This window comes from Albidovulum denitrificans (genome assembly GCF_002973535.1).
Taxonomy (GTDB): domain Bacteria; phylum Pseudomonadota; class Alphaproteobacteria; order Rhodobacterales; family Rhodobacteraceae; genus Albidovulum; species Albidovulum denitrificans.
This window is the reverse complement of record NZ_PVEP01000012.1, coordinates 17,213-31,342: the sequence shown is the minus strand read 5'-3', so window position 1 is coordinate 31,342 and position 14,130 is coordinate 17,213. Positions and strand designations below refer to the sequence as shown.

Here is a 14,130-nt window from a genome sequence, read left to right as displayed (position 1 = left end):
GGCGACTATATCTGCGATCGAAGCAGCACTCCAACCTCTTCGGCGCATTCGATCTGCGGCATATGGCCGATGCCGTCGAAAAGATGCAGTGCGACGCGGCCCGGCGCGCGCAGGGCGTGGCGCCAGGGGATGATCGCGTCGCGCTTGCCCCAGATGATCCGCGCGGGCGGGGTGAGGCGGTCAAGCGCGGCCCGCAGATCGACGGCCTGCACCCCGTCGGGGAAAAGGGTGTCTGCCATCGCGCTTTGGGCGGCGCGCAGGTTCGGGTCGCTGCGCCCGGCCATGGCAAGGCGCACATAGCTGTCGGTGATGATGTCTTCATCGGCGACCAGCCTGCGCAGCCAGGGGCCGAGGCTTTCGGCACGGCTGGCGCGGCAGATGCCCGACAGGGCGGCGCCGTCGATATCGGGGCCAAGACCCGCCGGCGCGATCAGCGTCAGAGAGGCGATGCCCCGCGCGCGTGTATCGGCGATGCCAAGCGCCAGCGCCCCGCCAAGGCTGTGGCCGATCAGGTGGGCTTGGTCGAGGTTCAGGTCGTCGAAGGTGCGGCGGACCTCTTGCAGGAGCGCGGCGAAACTCGCGACTTTCAGTTTCGGCGATTTGCCATGGCCCGGCAGGTCGATGCGGATGACCGGGCGATGCTTCAGATGCGCCTCAAGCGGCGCCCAGGAGGTGGCATCGCTGGCGAAGCCGTGGATCATCACGACGGGCGTTCCGGTGCCGCCCTTGCTGCGGGTGACGGAAAGCGGCCCGGTTTCGGCGCGGAAGGTGGCGGCGCCAAGCTGGGCCGGACCGCGGTCGAGAAGGGCCGCGACATCCCCGGCCTGAACCCGGCCACGGGGGCCGGTGCCTGCGATGGCGTCGATGTCGACCCCGCCGTCGCGCGCCAGCGCGCGGGCGCGGGGCGTCGCGCGCTGCTTTTCGCCCGCGTCCGGTTCGCGGCGCGTGGCACCGGGGCGGGGGGCATCCGCCCTTGGGGCCGGATCGTCCTTCACGGCGGGCGCATCCGGTTCCGCCGGGGCAAGGCCTGCGGGCGGGTCGCCCACCTCTTCGCCCTCGGCATAGAGCCAGGCGACGGGTTTGCCGATTGGCACGTCTGTGCCTTCGGGGACGGCGTGATGCAGGATGCCGCTGTCGGCGGCCTCGACCTCCATCGCGGCCTTGTCGGTCTCGATGTCGAACAGCGGTTCGCCCTTGGTGACGGTATCGCCCTCGGAGACATGCCAGGTGACGATCTTGCCCTTGGCCATGTCCATGTCGACCTTGGGCATGATGACTTCGATGGGCATCAGATGCGCCCCTCGGCAAGATTGCGCGCGGCGTCGAGAATGTCGGGAACCTGCGGGACGACGGCCTTTTCAAGCTCAGGGTTATAGGGGATCGGGCATTCGGCGCCGCCGAGGCGCACGATGGGCGCATCAAGGAAATCGAAGGCATCGCTTTCGGCGACCATGGCCGAAATCTCTGCGCCCACGCCAAGGGTTTTCACGCCCTCATAGACACAGATCAGCCGACCTGTCTTGCGGACCGAGGCCAGCACCGTCTCGCGATCCATCGGGCGGATGGTACGCAGGTCGATGACCTCAACGTCGATGCCCTCGGGGCCGAGCGTTTCGGCGGCGGCCAGCGCCTTGTGGACCATCAGCGAGGTCGCGACGATGGTCAGGTCCTTGCCCGCGCGCCGGATCGCGGCCTTGCCGATCGGGGTGGTGTAGTGGCCTTCGGGGACGTGACCCTTCATCTTGTAAAGGATCTTGTGTTCGAAGATCATCACCGGATCGGGGTCTTCCAGCGCGGCCAGCAACATGCCCTTGACGTCTTCGGGGGTCGAGGGCTGCACCACCTTCAGGCCTGGGACATGGCCCAGCCAGGCCTCGATGCTTTGCGAATGCTGGGCGGCAGCACCCGTGCCGGACCCGGCAGGAAAGCGCATGACAAGGGGGACAGAGACCGACCCGCCCAGCATGTAACGCACCTTGGCGGCCTGATTGACGATCTGCTCCATCGCCAGGGCGGCGAAGTCGGAGAACTGAAATTCAAAGATCGGTTTCAGGCCGGTCAGCGCCGCGCCGACGGCGACACCGGCGCCGCCAAGCTCGGAAATCGGGGTGTCCATCACGCGGTCGGTCCCGTATTTCTCGACCAGATCGCCGGTCACCTGGAAGGCACCGCCATAGACGCCGATATCCTCGCCCATCAGGATGACGCGGTCGTCGCTGGCAAGCGCGATGTCCATCGCCTCGCGGATCGCCTCGGCGTAGGAAAGTTCGCGCATCTCGGTCCTGGTCTGGGCGTTCATGCCGCGGCCCCTTCGGTATAGACGTCGCGGGTGGCTTCCTCGATCTTCGGGTCCGGGCTGGCGGCGGCGAAGTCGATGGCCTCCCTGATGATGCGGGCGGCGTCTTCTTCAAGCGCGCCGACCTCGGCCTCGGTCAGGATCTTGTGATCGACCAGCAATTTGGACATGGCCACGATCGGGTCACGCTCCATCCACTCGGCGATCTCTTCCTTGGTGCGATAGCGGTTGCGGTCGGACTTGGAATGGCCACGCCAGCGATAGGTCATGTTCTCCACCAGGCTCGGCCCCTCGCCCCGGCGGGCGCGGGCGACGGCGGCATCGACTGCCTCGGTCACGGCGGAGAAATCGTTGCCGTCGACGGTGACGCCGGGCATGGAATAGGCCGCCGCGCGTTCGGCGATCTGCTTCACGGCCGTGGACCGGGCGGTGGAGGTGGACATGCCGTAGCGGTTGTTTTCGCAGACGAAGACGACCGGCAATTTCCAGACCGCCGCCATGTTCAGCGATTCATGGAACGCGCCTTCGTTATTGGCGCCGTCGCCGAAGAAGCAGACGGTGACCGCCCCGGTGCCAAGCCGCTTGGCCGACAGGGCCGCGCCGACCGCGATGGGCAGGCCGCCGCCGACGATGCCGTTGGCGCCGAGGTTGCCCCTCGACGGGTCCGCGATATGCATCGACCCGCCGCGCCCCTTGCAATAGCCGGTCTCCTTGCCGAAGAACTCGGCGAACATCTTGCCCAGATCGGCGTCCTTGGCGACGCAGTGACCATGGCCGCGATGGGTGGAGGTGATCTTGTCCTCATCGCTCAGCGACATGCAGGATCCGACGGCCGAGGCCTCCTGCCCGATGGACAGGTGCATCGTGCCGTGGATCAGGCCGCGGGTATAGCTGTCCTCTGCGCCTTCCTCGAACTTGCGGATCAGGAACATCTTGTGCAGCGCATCCTTGAGCCGCTGGGGGCTGTAGGTGCGGATCGCGTAGGGCGTGTTGGTGTCGGTGGCCGCGTCAGCCATTGATAAGGTCCTTCCCGTAGATCATTTCGTCCTGCCGCTTGCGCAGTTCGACGATGCGGGTGTTCGGAAGTTTTGCGTTCAGCCCGGTGACAAGCTCCCCCTTCCTGATCGGGGCAGTGACCGTCGCGCCGGTCAGCATCCCGGCGGGCAGCGCCCTGGCGGCCTGGGCGCGCGACACTTCCATCGCCCAGGCGCGGTAGGTGTATTCGCCGATCTGGTCGAGCGTTTCGCCCGGCTTCAGGTCGCGCTTGGCGACCGCGCAGACCTCGACCACCGGCTTGTCGAGCGGGACCATGTCGGCCTTGCCGTAAAGGACGGCGCGGGCGCAGGTCAGCGGCACTTCCAGCGAGGTCAGGTGATAGGGGCGGATGAATTCGTAATACGGCCCGTCGCCCATCTTGAGGTCGGCCATGCGTTCGTGGATGCGCGGGTGTTCCGCCTCGGCGATCACGAAAACGCCCGGAGAGACGCCCTTGCCGATGGAATAGTCGACCCGGCCGATGCCGGACAGGATGCCGCCGTCCTTTTCGGGGATCAGCACCTTGGCAAGCTCTTTCGGCCCAGCGGCGGGGCCGTGCATCCCATCGACATCGGGGATCAGGCCGGTGGCGTTGCCGATGGCCGCCATTTCCACCGCCGTCTTCGAGCCATCGACGAATTCGACCAGAAGGCGCGGGTTCATGTGGCGTGCCTTGGCCTCGGCTTCATAGGCATCGGGCGTGGCGTCGATGTTCAGCGGATTGTTCTTGCCCTTGCCCGCGCAGACGATCTTGTGGCCCATGGCCGAGACGAATTCGATCAACTCCATGCAGGAGGATGGTTCGTCCCCGGCGCCGAGGCTGTAGATGACGCCCAGCCGCTCTGCCTCGCGCCGCAGGTAGGACCCGATGGTGACGTCGGCCTCGACGTTCATCATCACCAGATGCTTGCCCCGTTCCATCGCGCGCAGGCCGATCTCGGCCCCCACCGCCGGAACGCCGGTCGCGTCGATGACCACGTCGATCAGGCCCGAATCGATCAGCGCGTCGGTATTGTCGGTGATCGCGGTCTTGCCGCTTTCGATGGCGGCATTGATCGCGTCCGTGGTCGCGGCGTCGGTGCTGTGGCCGTCTTCCTGATGGGAGATCGACACCGCCCTGTGGGCGTTCGGGATGTTGAGTTCCGAGATCGCCGCGACCTCTACCCCGTCCATCATCGCCGCGCGGGTGACGATGTCCGTCCCCATCTCGCCCGAGCCGATCAGGCCGATGCGCACGGGTTTGCCCGAAGCGGCACGGGCGGCGAGATCCTTGGCGAGTCCGGTGAGGGCGATGTTCGAAGACATGGGGGCGCTTTCCTGGATTGGGTTGAGAATATTTAGATGAACTTTTGATAGGTGGTCAATAAAAATGTTCCATACATGGCTCGTGACCCTTGACGTAGAGCGGATTTGAGAACAAGAGTATCGTCGGACAAAAAAATGTTCCCGACTTCGCCATGAGAGGGGGCGCCGACGATCACGGTGCCGGAGGTGGCGGGGAGGGGGCGGTCCTGGAACCATCAAGGGAGGAAACCAGATGGCATTCACCGGAAGACTTTCGCGCCGCTCATTCATGCGCGGCAGCTCGGCCCTCGGCGTCGCGTCATGCGGGTCGGTCTGGGGCGGCAAACTGCTTGCGGCCACGGATTTGCCGGACCCGCAGAGCGTGCTGGATCAGATCTCGATCTCGCAATACGTCCGCGAGGACTATCGCAAGCTTTACAACATGTCGGACGACAAGCCGATCTGGGACAGCAGCAAGGACTGGATCCGCACCGTCGACTGGGACGCCGTGCGCGCCCAGCTTGCCGGGACGACCGTGCGTTTCGCGGTCGGCGCGGCGGATGCCGAATCGGCGGCCGAAGGGCTGGCGCCGTTCGAGGCGCTGTCGGGCATCAAGGTGGAACTGGTGCCGATCCCGGATGACAGCTTCTACGACAAGGCGCTGGCCGAGTTCATTTCCGGCAACGCCTCATTCGACGCGCTTCAGTTCTTCTCGCCCTGGCTGGGCGATTTCGCGGCACCCGGCTTCCTGCATCCGTTGCAGGAATTCGCCGACAAGTGGAAGCTGCCGCTGGACGACTTCTATGACACCTACCGGCTGAACTACGGCTATTTCAACGGCCAGATGTACGGTATCCCGTTCGACTGCGACATCCAGATGGTCCACCTGCGCAAGGGCTATGTCGAGAAGGTGCTGGGCGGTCCGATCGACAAGGCCAATTCGGTGCCGACCTATGACGAACTGATCCGCCTCTCGGGTGAGTTGAACAAGGTTGAGCCGGGGGTGTCCGGGATCGGGATCATGGCCGCGCCGGGCTTCTGGTCGACCTATACCTGGGAACATATCTCCGCCCAGGCCGGGATGATGCTGTTCGATGAGAACTGGGAGCCGATCTTCAACGGCGACGCGGGCATGAAGGGGATGGAGATTCTGCTGGCCCTGTCGAAAAACGCCAACGAAGGTATGGCCGGTGCCGGCTGGCCGGAGAACCGCGCCGCCTGGCTGGGCGGGCAGGTCGCGACCAATATCTCCTGGCAGGACAGCGGCACGCAGGCGATGCGCCCCGACCAGTCGCAGATCGTCGGCGATTTCGTCACGATCTACGAACCGCGCATCGCGGGCGGGCGGTTCGCGCCGCCGAACGTCGCGGGCTCCACCTCTTGCGTGGCGGCCTCAGCGCAGAACCCCGAAGGGGCGTTCCTGATGCTGGCCTTCCTGACCACCTCGTCCATCATGGCGATGAACGAGGCGAATGCGAACGGTGTGGCGCCCGGTTACAAGTCGGTGCTTCAGAACCCGAACCTTCAGGAGGTGTCGCAGCCCGCGAAGGTCTGGGGCGACTCGCTTGAACATGCCTGGTGTTCGCCGCGCCTGCCGGGGGCTTTCCCGATCGAGCAGGCCATCGGGAATGAGATCAACCGCGCCGTCGTCGGCCAGATCAGCGCCAAGGAAGCGCTGGACAACGCTGCCGCCGCGGTCAAGTCGATCATGGAAAGCAATGGCTTCTATCAGGGCAACGACCCGGTAAACTACGCGGAAACCGCGCCGGGTCTTTACGTCGGTGAAGGCAAGGCCCTTCCCTTCTGACAGGGCGGCCCGGCAGGGCCGCCAAAGCAAAAGGTCTTGGTATGAGCAACTCCCCCCTGTCGGGGGCCGGGATGGCGCAAGCCGTCCCGGCACGCCCGGCGCCGCGCAGCTTCAAGAGGCGCAGCAAGCGTCTGAAGGCCGCATTGCCCTATCTTCTTGTCGCGCCCGCGGTGATCTACCTTCTGATGATCACCCTCTATCCGGGGGTCTACGCGATCATCCAGAGCTTTCATGAGGTCAAGTTCGGCCCGTGGAAGCCGGTGGGCTTTGCCAATTACCAGAAGCTTTTCGGCGACTATCAGTTCTGGGGCGCACTCTGGAACACGCTTGTCATGGGGTCGATCGCGCTTGTCCTGCAATGCGTGATCGCGCTTGCGCTGGCCTTTCACGCCTATCGCGACCCATGGGTCAAAGGCTGGCGCATCATCTTCCTTGTGCCGATGCTGTTCATGCCCTCGGCGGTGGCCTTCATCTTCAAGCTTGTCTTCCTGGACGGGCGGATCTTTTCCGACATCCTGATCCGCATCGGCCTGATCGACGCCAACCTCGCGATCCAGTCCTCGACCTGGATGAGCCGGGCGCTGCTGATCCTGGCCGATGTCTGGCAGTGGACGCCGTTCCTGTTCATCATCTTCGTCGCCGCGCTTCAGGGCCAGGACGAAGAGGTGGAGGAAGCCGCCCGGCTGGACGGCGCGTCCTGGCCCGCGATCTTCTTCAACATCTCGCTGCCGATGATGAAGCCGGTGATCGCGGTCGCGCTGATCCTGCGGGCCATCGACATCACCACCATGTTCACCAATGTCTTCATCGTCACCAAGGGCGGGCCTGCCTTCGGGACCGAAACGATCAGCTATTTCATCTACCGGACAGGCTTCAAGTTCTTCAACTTCGGCTATGCCTCTGCCGCCTCGGTGATCATGCTGATCCTGACCATCGTGATCGCGCAGATGGTGGTGAAACGCGCATTCGTTTCGGCAAGGAGCTGAGCCATGGCTGCGAAACGCAAGAAATCCCGCGGCGAGAACCTTGTCCTGCGCTATCTGATCCTGTGTGGCTGGGCGCTGTTCTGTGTCGTGCCGGTCCTGTGGTTCCTGTCCATCGGGCTGAGACCGCGGACCGAGATCATCACGCCGACGCCGATCTATTTCCCGACCTTCTCTCTCGATGCCTGGCACATGATCTGGGAAGACTGGCCGATGGGGAAATACCTCCGCAACTCGGTCGCGGCGATCTTCGGGTCGGTCATCATCGACCTGATCCTTGCCATCCCGGCGGCCTATTCGCTGTCGCGCTTCCAATACCGGGGGCGTGAAGACATCGGGTTCTACATCCTGTCGACCCGGATGATGGCGCCCGCGATCGTCGCCGTGCCGATCTTTTTCCTGTTCCGCAACCTTGGCCTTCTGGACACGATCTGGGCGCTGATGCTGATCTATGCCGCGATCAACCTGTCCTTCGTGACCTGGATCATCCGGTCCTACATGCTCGACATCCCGAAAGAGCTTGAGGACGCGGCCAAGACCGACGGCGCGGGAGAGTTGCGCATCCTGTGGGAGATCATCATTCCCGCGATCCTTCCGGGGATCATCACCGCCTCGGTCATCGCCATGATCTTCGCGATCAACGAATTCCTGTTCACGCTGCTGATCGCCTCAACCCCCAATGCCTATACGATGTCCGTCGCGCTGGCCAATTTCACCGGCGGGTCGGACGGGATCATCTACAATGCAATCGCCCTTGTCGCCTTTCTCGCCTTTCTTCCGGTCTTCGTGGTCGTCGTCGCGATCCAGAAGCACCTGTCGCGCGGGCTGACGATGGGCGCAGTCAAAGGATAACCGACGTGGCTCGTATCGAACTTTCCAATATCCAGAAGAAATGGGGCGCGTTCTGGGGGGTCCGGGACGTTAATATCGACATCGCGGATGAAGAGTTCATCGTCTTCCTCGGGCCGTCCGGCTGCGGCAAGACGACGACGATGCGGATGATCGCCGGGCTGGAAAACCCCAGCGAGGGGGAGATCCGCATGGACGGCGAGGTGATGAACGACATCGACGCCCGCGACCGGGACGTGGCGATGGTGTTTCAGGGCTACGCGCTTTATCCCAACATGTCGATCTATGAGAATATCCGCTTCCCCCTCAGGATGCGGGGGGTGCCGAAGGCCGAACAGGACGCCGCCGTGCGCCGTGCGGCGGAGCTGGTGGAACTGACCGACTATCTGGACCGCAAGCCCGGCGCGCTGTCGGGCGGTCAACGCCAGCGCGCGGCCCTGGCCCGCGCCATCGTCCGCCAGCCGCAGGTCTTCCTGATGGATGAGCCGCTATCGAACCTTGACGCGAAGCTGCGTCAGGCGATGCGGGTGCAGATCAAGCATATCCAGCGCGAGCTGAAGATCACCACCGTCTATGTCACCCACGACCAGATCGAGGCGATGACGCTGGCCGACCGGATCGTGATCATGCAATCGGGCGCGATCCAGCAGATCGGCACGCCGGATGAGATCTACAACGATCCGGCCAATACCTTCGTCGCCAGCTTCATCGGCGCGCCACCCATGAACCTGATCGAGGGGCGGCTGTCGGGGGGGACCTTCGAGGCGCCGGGCATCCGGGTCGAGGGGTTGCCCGGTGCGCATGACGGGCAGGTCACGCTGGGCGTGCGCCCCGAGGATTGCCGGGTCACCGCCGAGGGTGCGCATCTGGGGGGCGATGTCTACGGTGTGGAACCCACGGGCGACGTGACCTATCTGACGCTGAAGGTGGGGGAGAGCCTTGTCGAGGTGAAAGCCGACCGGGCCTATCGCGCGGCACTGGGGCAGGGGGAGAGCGTGCGTTTCGATCCCGACCGGATATATCTATTCGAAACCGGCTCCGGTCAGCGCCTGCGCTAGGCCGCGTCACACGCCGGAAGGGGAGGAACGGATGAGTTTCGACTATACCTCGATGGGGTTTTACACCTTCGACGCGCTGTGCCGCCCTGTCACCGCGATCCCGCCGGGTGGTAATACCTTCTTCGTCGAGGATTTCGCCATCGCGGTCTCCGGCGCGGCGGGCTGTGCGGCGATCGTGGCCGCAAAGCACGGACTGAACGTGCAGGCCGTGGGCGGGCTGGGCGATGACCTGATGGGCGACTGGGTCCGCCGAAGGCTGGGCGATTTCGGCATCGACACGGAATTGATGCAGCACTGCAAGGGGGTGGCGACCTCTTCCTCCATCGTGACCACGCGGCCTGACGGGCAGCGCCCGGCGTTGCACAAGCTGGGCGCGACCGGCGCCTTTTATGTCGATGACGACCAGATCGACCGGGTGCTTGATACCCGCATCCTGCATATCGGCGGGGTCGGCCTGATGGATGCGATGGACAAGGGCCGCAACGCCGAGGTTCTGGCCGAGGCCAAGGCGCGCGGCATCACGACCACGCTTGATGTCTTCGCCTCCACCCAGGACGATTTTCCGCTGATCCGGCCACTTCTGCCGCATACCGATTTCTTCCTGCCCTCGCAGGAAGAGGCGATGGCGCTGTCGGGTCTGACCGATCTTGAGGACATCGCGTCCTTCCTTCTCGATCAGGGCGCGGGGGCGGTGATCCTGACGCTTGGCGCGGACGGGGCGATGTATCGCGACCAGAAGGGCGGGCGGATCGACCTTCCGGCCTACCGGATCGAGGTGGTCTGTTCCTGCGGTTGCGGCGATTGCTTCAATGCGGGTTTCGCGACCGGACTGCACCTTGGGCGCGACATGGAGGAATGCATCCGCTTGGCCCAGGCCTCATCGGCGCAGAACGCGCTTGGGCTTGGCTCGCAGGCGGTGATCTCTTCGCTGGAAGAGACGCTGAAGTTTATGGAAACTTGCCCCACCCGCGGCTAAGCTTGGGGCAGATGACAGCGGCGAAGCGATGAAACAAGCCAACCTGCCCCCGATCCCGCGAAGCCTGAAGGCCCCCCTGCGCGATGCGCTGCGGGCGCTTTCGGGTGTTGCCGACCTTTCGGAAGAGGCGCTTGAGCCGGTGGCGCGCATGGTGCCGGAGCCGTTTCGCCATGCCGTCCGGGACACGCTTCATGCGATGAAGCAGGCGACGGTCGGCGATGTGGTGTCGCGGCTGGACCGCGACCAGCTTGCCGCCGCCTCCGGCTTTGTGAACGGCGCGGCAGAGGGGGCCGATGCCTGCGCGCGGATGATGGGCTTCGCCTGGGATTACCTGTCGGCCCGCGCGGCGGCGCGGCCGCACTGGATGTTCAGCGAGGCGGTCGCGGTCGCAGCGCTCAGGAAGCTGCCGTCCGATGCAGGGACCCGGCCGGCGCTGGCCTGCCGGGCGGTCCTGACGTCGGCCGCGATCGGGGAACTGCCGGCCGCCCCGGTGGTGCAGGCGGCGCCGGGCGGCCATACGCCCGAAAGCCTGCTGACGGCGGCTATCGTCTGGCTGCTGACGGCGCGGGCGGACAGTGCGGAGGAAGAGCTTCGGCTGCTCGACATGGCCGCCGCCCTTTGCCGTTCCATCCCCGCAGAGCCGGGCGATCCGGCCGATACCGACAAGCTGAACGCGCGTCTTCGGATGCTCGCCCAACATCTGTGAGGGAAGCCATGGCACCACCCGTCTCCCTCTTCAGCGACGCCCAGCCCCTGCACAAGGAGGCGCAGCGCCTGCGCTGGTTCATCCGGGCCTTTCACCTGCAAATGCAGGAGACAACCGCCGAAACCGGCACGACCTATGATGTCAGCGACGATGGGCTGGCCGCCGTCTTCGCCGCGTGGCTGGCGGCGTTCGAACGCCAGAAGCCGGCGGAATCGGGGCAGAACGCGGCCTATGTCGGCTTTGCCGCGGGCCTCATGCTGCGCGAGTTGATCCGCGAAAAGCCGGTGACCGGCGTCGCACTTCCGGCCCATGCGGACAGTTCCAACCCCGCCTATTTCTGGCCCGAGGGCTATCTTTACGTCGGCTTCTGCCTGAACGTGCGGGGGTTGGTGCTGAACTCCGACTACCACCGCGAACAACATCCCAACGAGGTGCTGCACGAGTTGCGCACCTGGTGGAGCTTTCGCGAGAATGTGGGCGAGGACCCCTCGCTCGCCATCCCCTATCTGGACCTTTTCTGCGGCGAGGAGCCGGACTGGAAATTCCCGGCCCTCTTCCATGCCCGCCCCGAGGGGCAGGCGGAACTGCCCGGCACGGCGGCAACGCCGCTGGTCGGCGGGCGCGATTGAGAAAGGCGGGCGGCGGCGCATGTCGGGGTGACCCTGGCCGAAGCCGCGCCCCCGATCCTTCCGGTGCCGGGTCTCAGCAGATGCGCGGCAGTTGTTCGCCGATCAGCATGTCGACGATGCGGGCGCCGCCAAAGGCGGTGCGCAGGGTGACGGGCGCGCCGCAGCGTTCAAGGGTGTGGCCGATGATGGTCGCGCCCGCGCCCTCGGGCAGGGCGCGCATCGCGGCAAGGGCGGCGTCGGCCTGATCGGCGGGGCAGAACAGCACCAGCCGCCCCTCATTGGCCAGATAGAGCGGGTCAAGGCCGAGGATTTCGCACATCCCGACGACCTCGGGGCGCAGCGGCAGCCGTGCTTCCTCAAGCTCCACGGTCACGTTCGCCTCTGCCGCCATCTCGTTCAGCGCGCTGGCAAGACCACCGCGGGTGCAGTCGCGGGCGGCGGAAATGCCCGGCGCGGCGGCAAGGGCCGCCTGCATCAGATGCCCCAGCCCCGCGCAATCCGACACCAGATCGGCGGACAGCGCGAGGTCGCCCCGCGCGGCAAGGATCGTCGCGCCATGATCGCCGAGGACACCGTTGACGATGACGGCATCGCCGGGGCGGATCTTCGCGGCGCCGATGTCGATACCGGGCGGGATGACGCCGATCCCGGCGGTGGTGATGAAGACGCCGTCGCCCTTGCCACGTTCAACCACCTTGGTGTCGCCGGTCACGATGCGCAGCCCGGCTTTCGCGGCCTCCTCCGCCATGGTCGCGACGATCCGGCGAAGCAGCGCGATCTCACAGCCTTCTTCGATGACGAAGGCGGCGGAAAGCCAAAGCGGCCGCGCCCCGCCGACGGCAAGGTCGTTCACGGTGCCGCAGATGGCAAGCTTGCCGATGTCGCCGCCGGGAAACTCAAGCGGGGTCACCACGAAACTGTCGGTGGTGAAGGCAAGCCTAGCGCCCGGCTCGCTAAGCGCGTCATTCGTCAGCCGGGCCTGATCTTCGCTACCGGGCGGCTGGAAGACTGCGGTGAAGACCTCGTCGATCAGGTCGCGCATGGCCTTGCCGCCGCCGCCATGGGCCATCGTCACATGGATGTCGCGCAGCGTCATTCGGCGGCGGTCCTTGCGCCGGCATATTGCCAATAGGCCGCGCAGGCGCCTTCGGACGACACCATCAGCGCGCCAAGCGGCATTTCGGGGGTGCAGCCCGTGCCGAATTGCGGGCATTGCGTCGGCTTCAGCTTGCCGGTCATCACGGCGCCGCAGGCGCAGCCCTCGATTTCCGGCACGTTGCGCGACGCCGCGGCATAGCCGATGCCGAACTTTTCTTCGGCGTCGTAGGCGGCGTATTTCGCCCGGATGCGCAGGCCGCTTGCGTCGATCTCGCCCAGGCCGCGCCATTCGAAGCTGGGCCGGCGTTCGTAGACATCCTCGATCGCGGCAAGGCTGACCGGGTTGCCATGTTCCGGCACGACGCGGGCATACTGGTTTTCCACCGCCGCGCGGCCGAGGGATATCTGGGTCAGCACCATGAGGACGGATTGCAGAAGGTCGGTCGGCTCGAACCCCGCGACGACAAGCGGCTTGCCATAATCGCGGGCGATGAAGTCGTAAGGATGGGTGCCGATCACCATCGACACGTGGCCGGGGCCGATGAACCCGTCAAGCACCATGTCAGGATCGTCGAGAAGGGCCTTGATCGGCTCTGGCACGGTGATGTGGTTGCAGAAGACGGAGAAGTTCGCCAGCCCCTCGCGCGCGGCCTGCTGGATCGACAGCGCGGTCGAGGGGGTCGTGGTCTCGAACCCCAGGCCGAAGAACACCACCTCGCGTTCGGGGTTGCGCCGCGCCAGTTCCAGCGCGTCAAGCGGCGAATAGACCATGCGGATGTCGGCCCCGTCCGCCTTCGCCTGCAACAGGGACTTGCGGTGGCCGGGGACGCGCATGGCGTCGCCGAAGGTGGTGAAGATCACGCCCGGCCGTTCGGCGATCTCCACGCATTCATCGACACGGGCCATTGGCAGGACGCAGACCGGGCAGCCGGGGCCGTGGATGAACTCCACCCCTTCATGGATCAGCTTGTCGAGGCCGTAGCGAAAGATCGAATGGGTGTGGCCACCGCAGATCTCCATGATGTGGATCGGATGCGCGCGGGTTGCGCCGATCTGGTCGGCCCTGGCGGCGATCGCCGAGAGAAGCGCGCGCGCGGCGGCGGGATCGCGGAATTCCGATGCGAATTTCATTGCAGCGCCTCCTGGCTGGCGGCCATCTGTTCCAGCGTTTCCTGCGCCTCGCCCAGGTCTTTCAGCGCCAGAAGGGTCTTTTCCGCCTCATCCTCGTCGATCAGGGACATGGCGAAGCCGACATGGATCAGCGCCCATTGGCCGACCAGATCGTCCAGCCGGTTCCCGGCGACGCAGGCGACGTTGACTTCGCGGCGCACGCCCGAAACCTCGGCCATGGCCATGAGGCGGTCGGGACTGGTGATGGCCGTGATGCGGCCGGGGATGCCGAGGCACAT

At 65.4% G+C, this 14,130-nt stretch carries 14 protein-coding genes; 7 read left to right on the top strand and 7 right to left on the bottom strand.

Annotated features, from left to right (window positions below; translation table 11 throughout):
* Positions 1–5 precede the first annotated feature (5 nt).
* The 4 genes from LX70_RS18640 to LX70_RS18625 are packed head-to-tail and all read right to left on the bottom strand — an operon-like array spanning position 6 to position 4,636.
* Positions 6–1,289 (bottom strand): acetoin dehydrogenase dihydrolipoyllysine-residue acetyltransferase subunit, encoded by a 1,284-nt coding sequence (locus LX70_RS18640; RefSeq protein ID WP_105516307.1) that lies wholly within the window; start codon positions 1,287–1,289, stop codon positions 6–8.
* Positions 1,289–2,299 (bottom strand): alpha-ketoacid dehydrogenase subunit beta, encoded by a 1,011-nt coding sequence (locus tag LX70_RS18635; RefSeq protein ID WP_105516306.1) that lies wholly within the window; start codon positions 2,297–2,299, stop codon positions 1,289–1,291. The genes LX70_RS18640 and LX70_RS18635 overlap by 1 nt, the downstream gene beginning before the upstream one ends.
* On the bottom strand, positions 2,296–3,312 hold the full coding sequence (locus LX70_RS18630; protein ID WP_105516305.1) for a thiamine pyrophosphate-dependent dehydrogenase E1 component subunit alpha: 1,017 nt from the start codon (positions 3,310–3,312) through the stop codon (positions 2,296–2,298). The genes LX70_RS18635 and LX70_RS18630 overlap by 4 nt, the downstream gene beginning before the upstream one ends.
* Positions 3,305–4,636 carry an NAD(P)H-dependent oxidoreductase gene (locus LX70_RS18625; RefSeq protein ID WP_105516304.1) on the bottom strand — a complete coding sequence of 444 codons (1,332 nt, stop codon included), beginning with the start codon at positions 4,634–4,636 and terminating at the stop codon, positions 3,305–3,307. Before LX70_RS18625 ends, LX70_RS18630 begins: the two co-directional genes overlap by 8 nt.
* 232 nt (positions 4,637–4,868) lie before the next feature.
* Here LX70_RS18625 and LX70_RS18620 point away from each other — a divergent pair, with 232 nt between their 5' ends.
* From LX70_RS18620 to LX70_RS18590, 7 genes are read left to right on the top strand one after another with little or no spacing between them, the layout of a single operon-like run.
* A complete protein-coding gene (locus LX70_RS18620; RefSeq protein WP_105516303.1) occupies positions 4,869–6,422 on the top strand; it encodes an ABC transporter substrate-binding protein in 1,554 nt (517 codons plus the stop codon).
* 41 nt (positions 6,423–6,463) lie between these two features.
* Positions 6,464–7,408 carry a carbohydrate ABC transporter permease gene (locus LX70_RS18615; protein ID WP_105516302.1) on the top strand — a complete coding sequence of 315 codons (945 nt, stop codon included), beginning with the start codon at positions 6,464–6,466 and terminating at the stop codon, positions 7,406–7,408.
* Between the two features lie 3 nt (positions 7,409–7,411).
* Complete coding sequence (locus LX70_RS18610; protein WP_105516301.1) at positions 7,412–8,257, top strand: carbohydrate ABC transporter permease; 846 nt, start codon at positions 7,412–7,414, stop codon at positions 8,255–8,257.
* A 5-nt stretch (positions 8,258–8,262) separates the two neighbouring features.
* Entirely contained in the window at positions 8,263–9,312 is a 1,050-nt protein-coding gene (locus LX70_RS18605) for an ABC transporter ATP-binding protein (RefSeq protein WP_105516300.1), read from the top strand.
* 31 nt (positions 9,313–9,343) lie between these two features.
* Positions 9,344–10,288: a carbohydrate kinase family protein gene (locus tag LX70_RS18600; RefSeq protein ID WP_105516299.1), complete on the top strand. Its 945-nt coding sequence runs from the start codon at positions 9,344–9,346 to the stop codon at positions 10,286–10,288.
* Between the two features lie 28 nt (positions 10,289–10,316).
* The gene (locus tag LX70_RS18595) at positions 10,317–10,994 is read left to right on the top strand and encodes a hypothetical protein (protein ID WP_105516298.1); all 678 of its coding nucleotides are present in this window, start codon (positions 10,317–10,319) and stop codon (positions 10,992–10,994) included.
* An 8-nt stretch (positions 10,995–11,002) separates the two neighbouring features.
* On the top strand, positions 11,003–11,623 hold the full coding sequence (locus LX70_RS18590) for a hypothetical protein (protein ID WP_105516297.1): 621 nt from the start codon (positions 11,003–11,005) through the stop codon (positions 11,621–11,623).
* A 73-nt stretch (positions 11,624–11,696) separates the two neighbouring features.
* Here the strand turns inward: LX70_RS18590 and hypE are convergent, their stop codons facing one another.
* The 3 genes from hypE to LX70_RS18575 are packed head-to-tail and all read right to left on the bottom strand — an operon-like array spanning position 11,697 to position 14,130.
* Positions 11,697–12,719 (bottom strand): hydrogenase expression/formation protein HypE, encoded by a 1,023-nt coding sequence (gene hypE / locus LX70_RS18585; protein WP_105516296.1) that lies wholly within the window; start codon positions 12,717–12,719, stop codon positions 11,697–11,699.
* Positions 12,716–13,852: a hydrogenase formation protein HypD gene (gene hypD, locus LX70_RS18580; RefSeq protein ID WP_105516295.1), complete on the bottom strand. Its 1,137-nt coding sequence runs from the start codon at positions 13,850–13,852 to the stop codon at positions 12,716–12,718. The genes hypE and hypD overlap by 4 nt, the downstream gene beginning before the upstream one ends.
* Complete coding sequence (locus LX70_RS18575; RefSeq protein ID WP_105516294.1) at positions 13,849–14,130, bottom strand: HypC/HybG/HupF family hydrogenase formation chaperone; 282 nt, start codon at positions 14,128–14,130, stop codon at positions 13,849–13,851. The genes hypD and LX70_RS18575 overlap by 4 nt, the downstream gene beginning before the upstream one ends.

Bases quoted from the DNA above. Each gene is read 5' to 3' on its own strand.
- LX70_RS18610 (WP_105516301.1), top strand. From the start codon at position 7,412: ATGGCTGCGAAACGCAAGAAATCCCGCGGCGAGAACCTTGTCCTGCGC.
- LX70_RS18615 (WP_105516302.1), top strand. From the start codon at position 6,464: ATGAGCAACTCCCCCCTGTCGGGGGCCGGGATGGCGCAAGCCGTCCCG.
- LX70_RS18595 (WP_105516298.1), top strand. From the start codon at position 10,317: ATGAAACAAGCCAACCTGCCCCCGATCCCGCGAAGCCTGAAGGCCCCC.
- hypD (WP_105516295.1), bottom strand. From the start codon at position 13,852: ATGAAATTCGCATCGGAATTCCGCGATCCCGCCGCCGCGCGCGCGCTT.
- LX70_RS18620 (WP_105516303.1), top strand. From the start codon at position 4,869: ATGGCATTCACCGGAAGACTTTCGCGCCGCTCATTCATGCGCGGCAGC.
- hypE (WP_105516296.1), bottom strand. From the start codon at position 12,719: ATGACGCTGCGCGACATCCATGTGACGATGGCCCATGGCGGCGGCGGC.
- LX70_RS18640 (WP_105516307.1), bottom strand. From the start codon at position 1,289: ATGCCCATCGAAGTCATCATGCCCAAGGTCGACATGGACATGGCCAAG.
- LX70_RS18600 (WP_105516299.1), top strand. From the start codon at position 9,344: ATGAGTTTCGACTATACCTCGATGGGGTTTTACACCTTCGACGCGCTG.
- LX70_RS18625 (WP_105516304.1), bottom strand. From the start codon at position 4,636: ATGTCTTCGAACATCGCCCTCACCGGACTCGCCAAGGATCTCGCCGCC.
- LX70_RS18590 (WP_105516297.1), top strand. From the start codon at position 11,003: ATGGCACCACCCGTCTCCCTCTTCAGCGACGCCCAGCCCCTGCACAAG.
- LX70_RS18635 (WP_105516306.1), bottom strand. From the start codon at position 2,299: ATGAACGCCCAGACCAGGACCGAGATGCGCGAACTTTCCTACGCCGAG.
- LX70_RS18630 (WP_105516305.1), bottom strand. From the start codon at position 3,312: ATGGCTGACGCGGCCACCGACACCAACACGCCCTACGCGATCCGCACC.
- LX70_RS18575 (WP_105516294.1), bottom strand. From the start codon at position 14,130: ATGTGCCTCGGCATCCCCGGCCGCATCACGGCCATCACCAGTCCCGAC.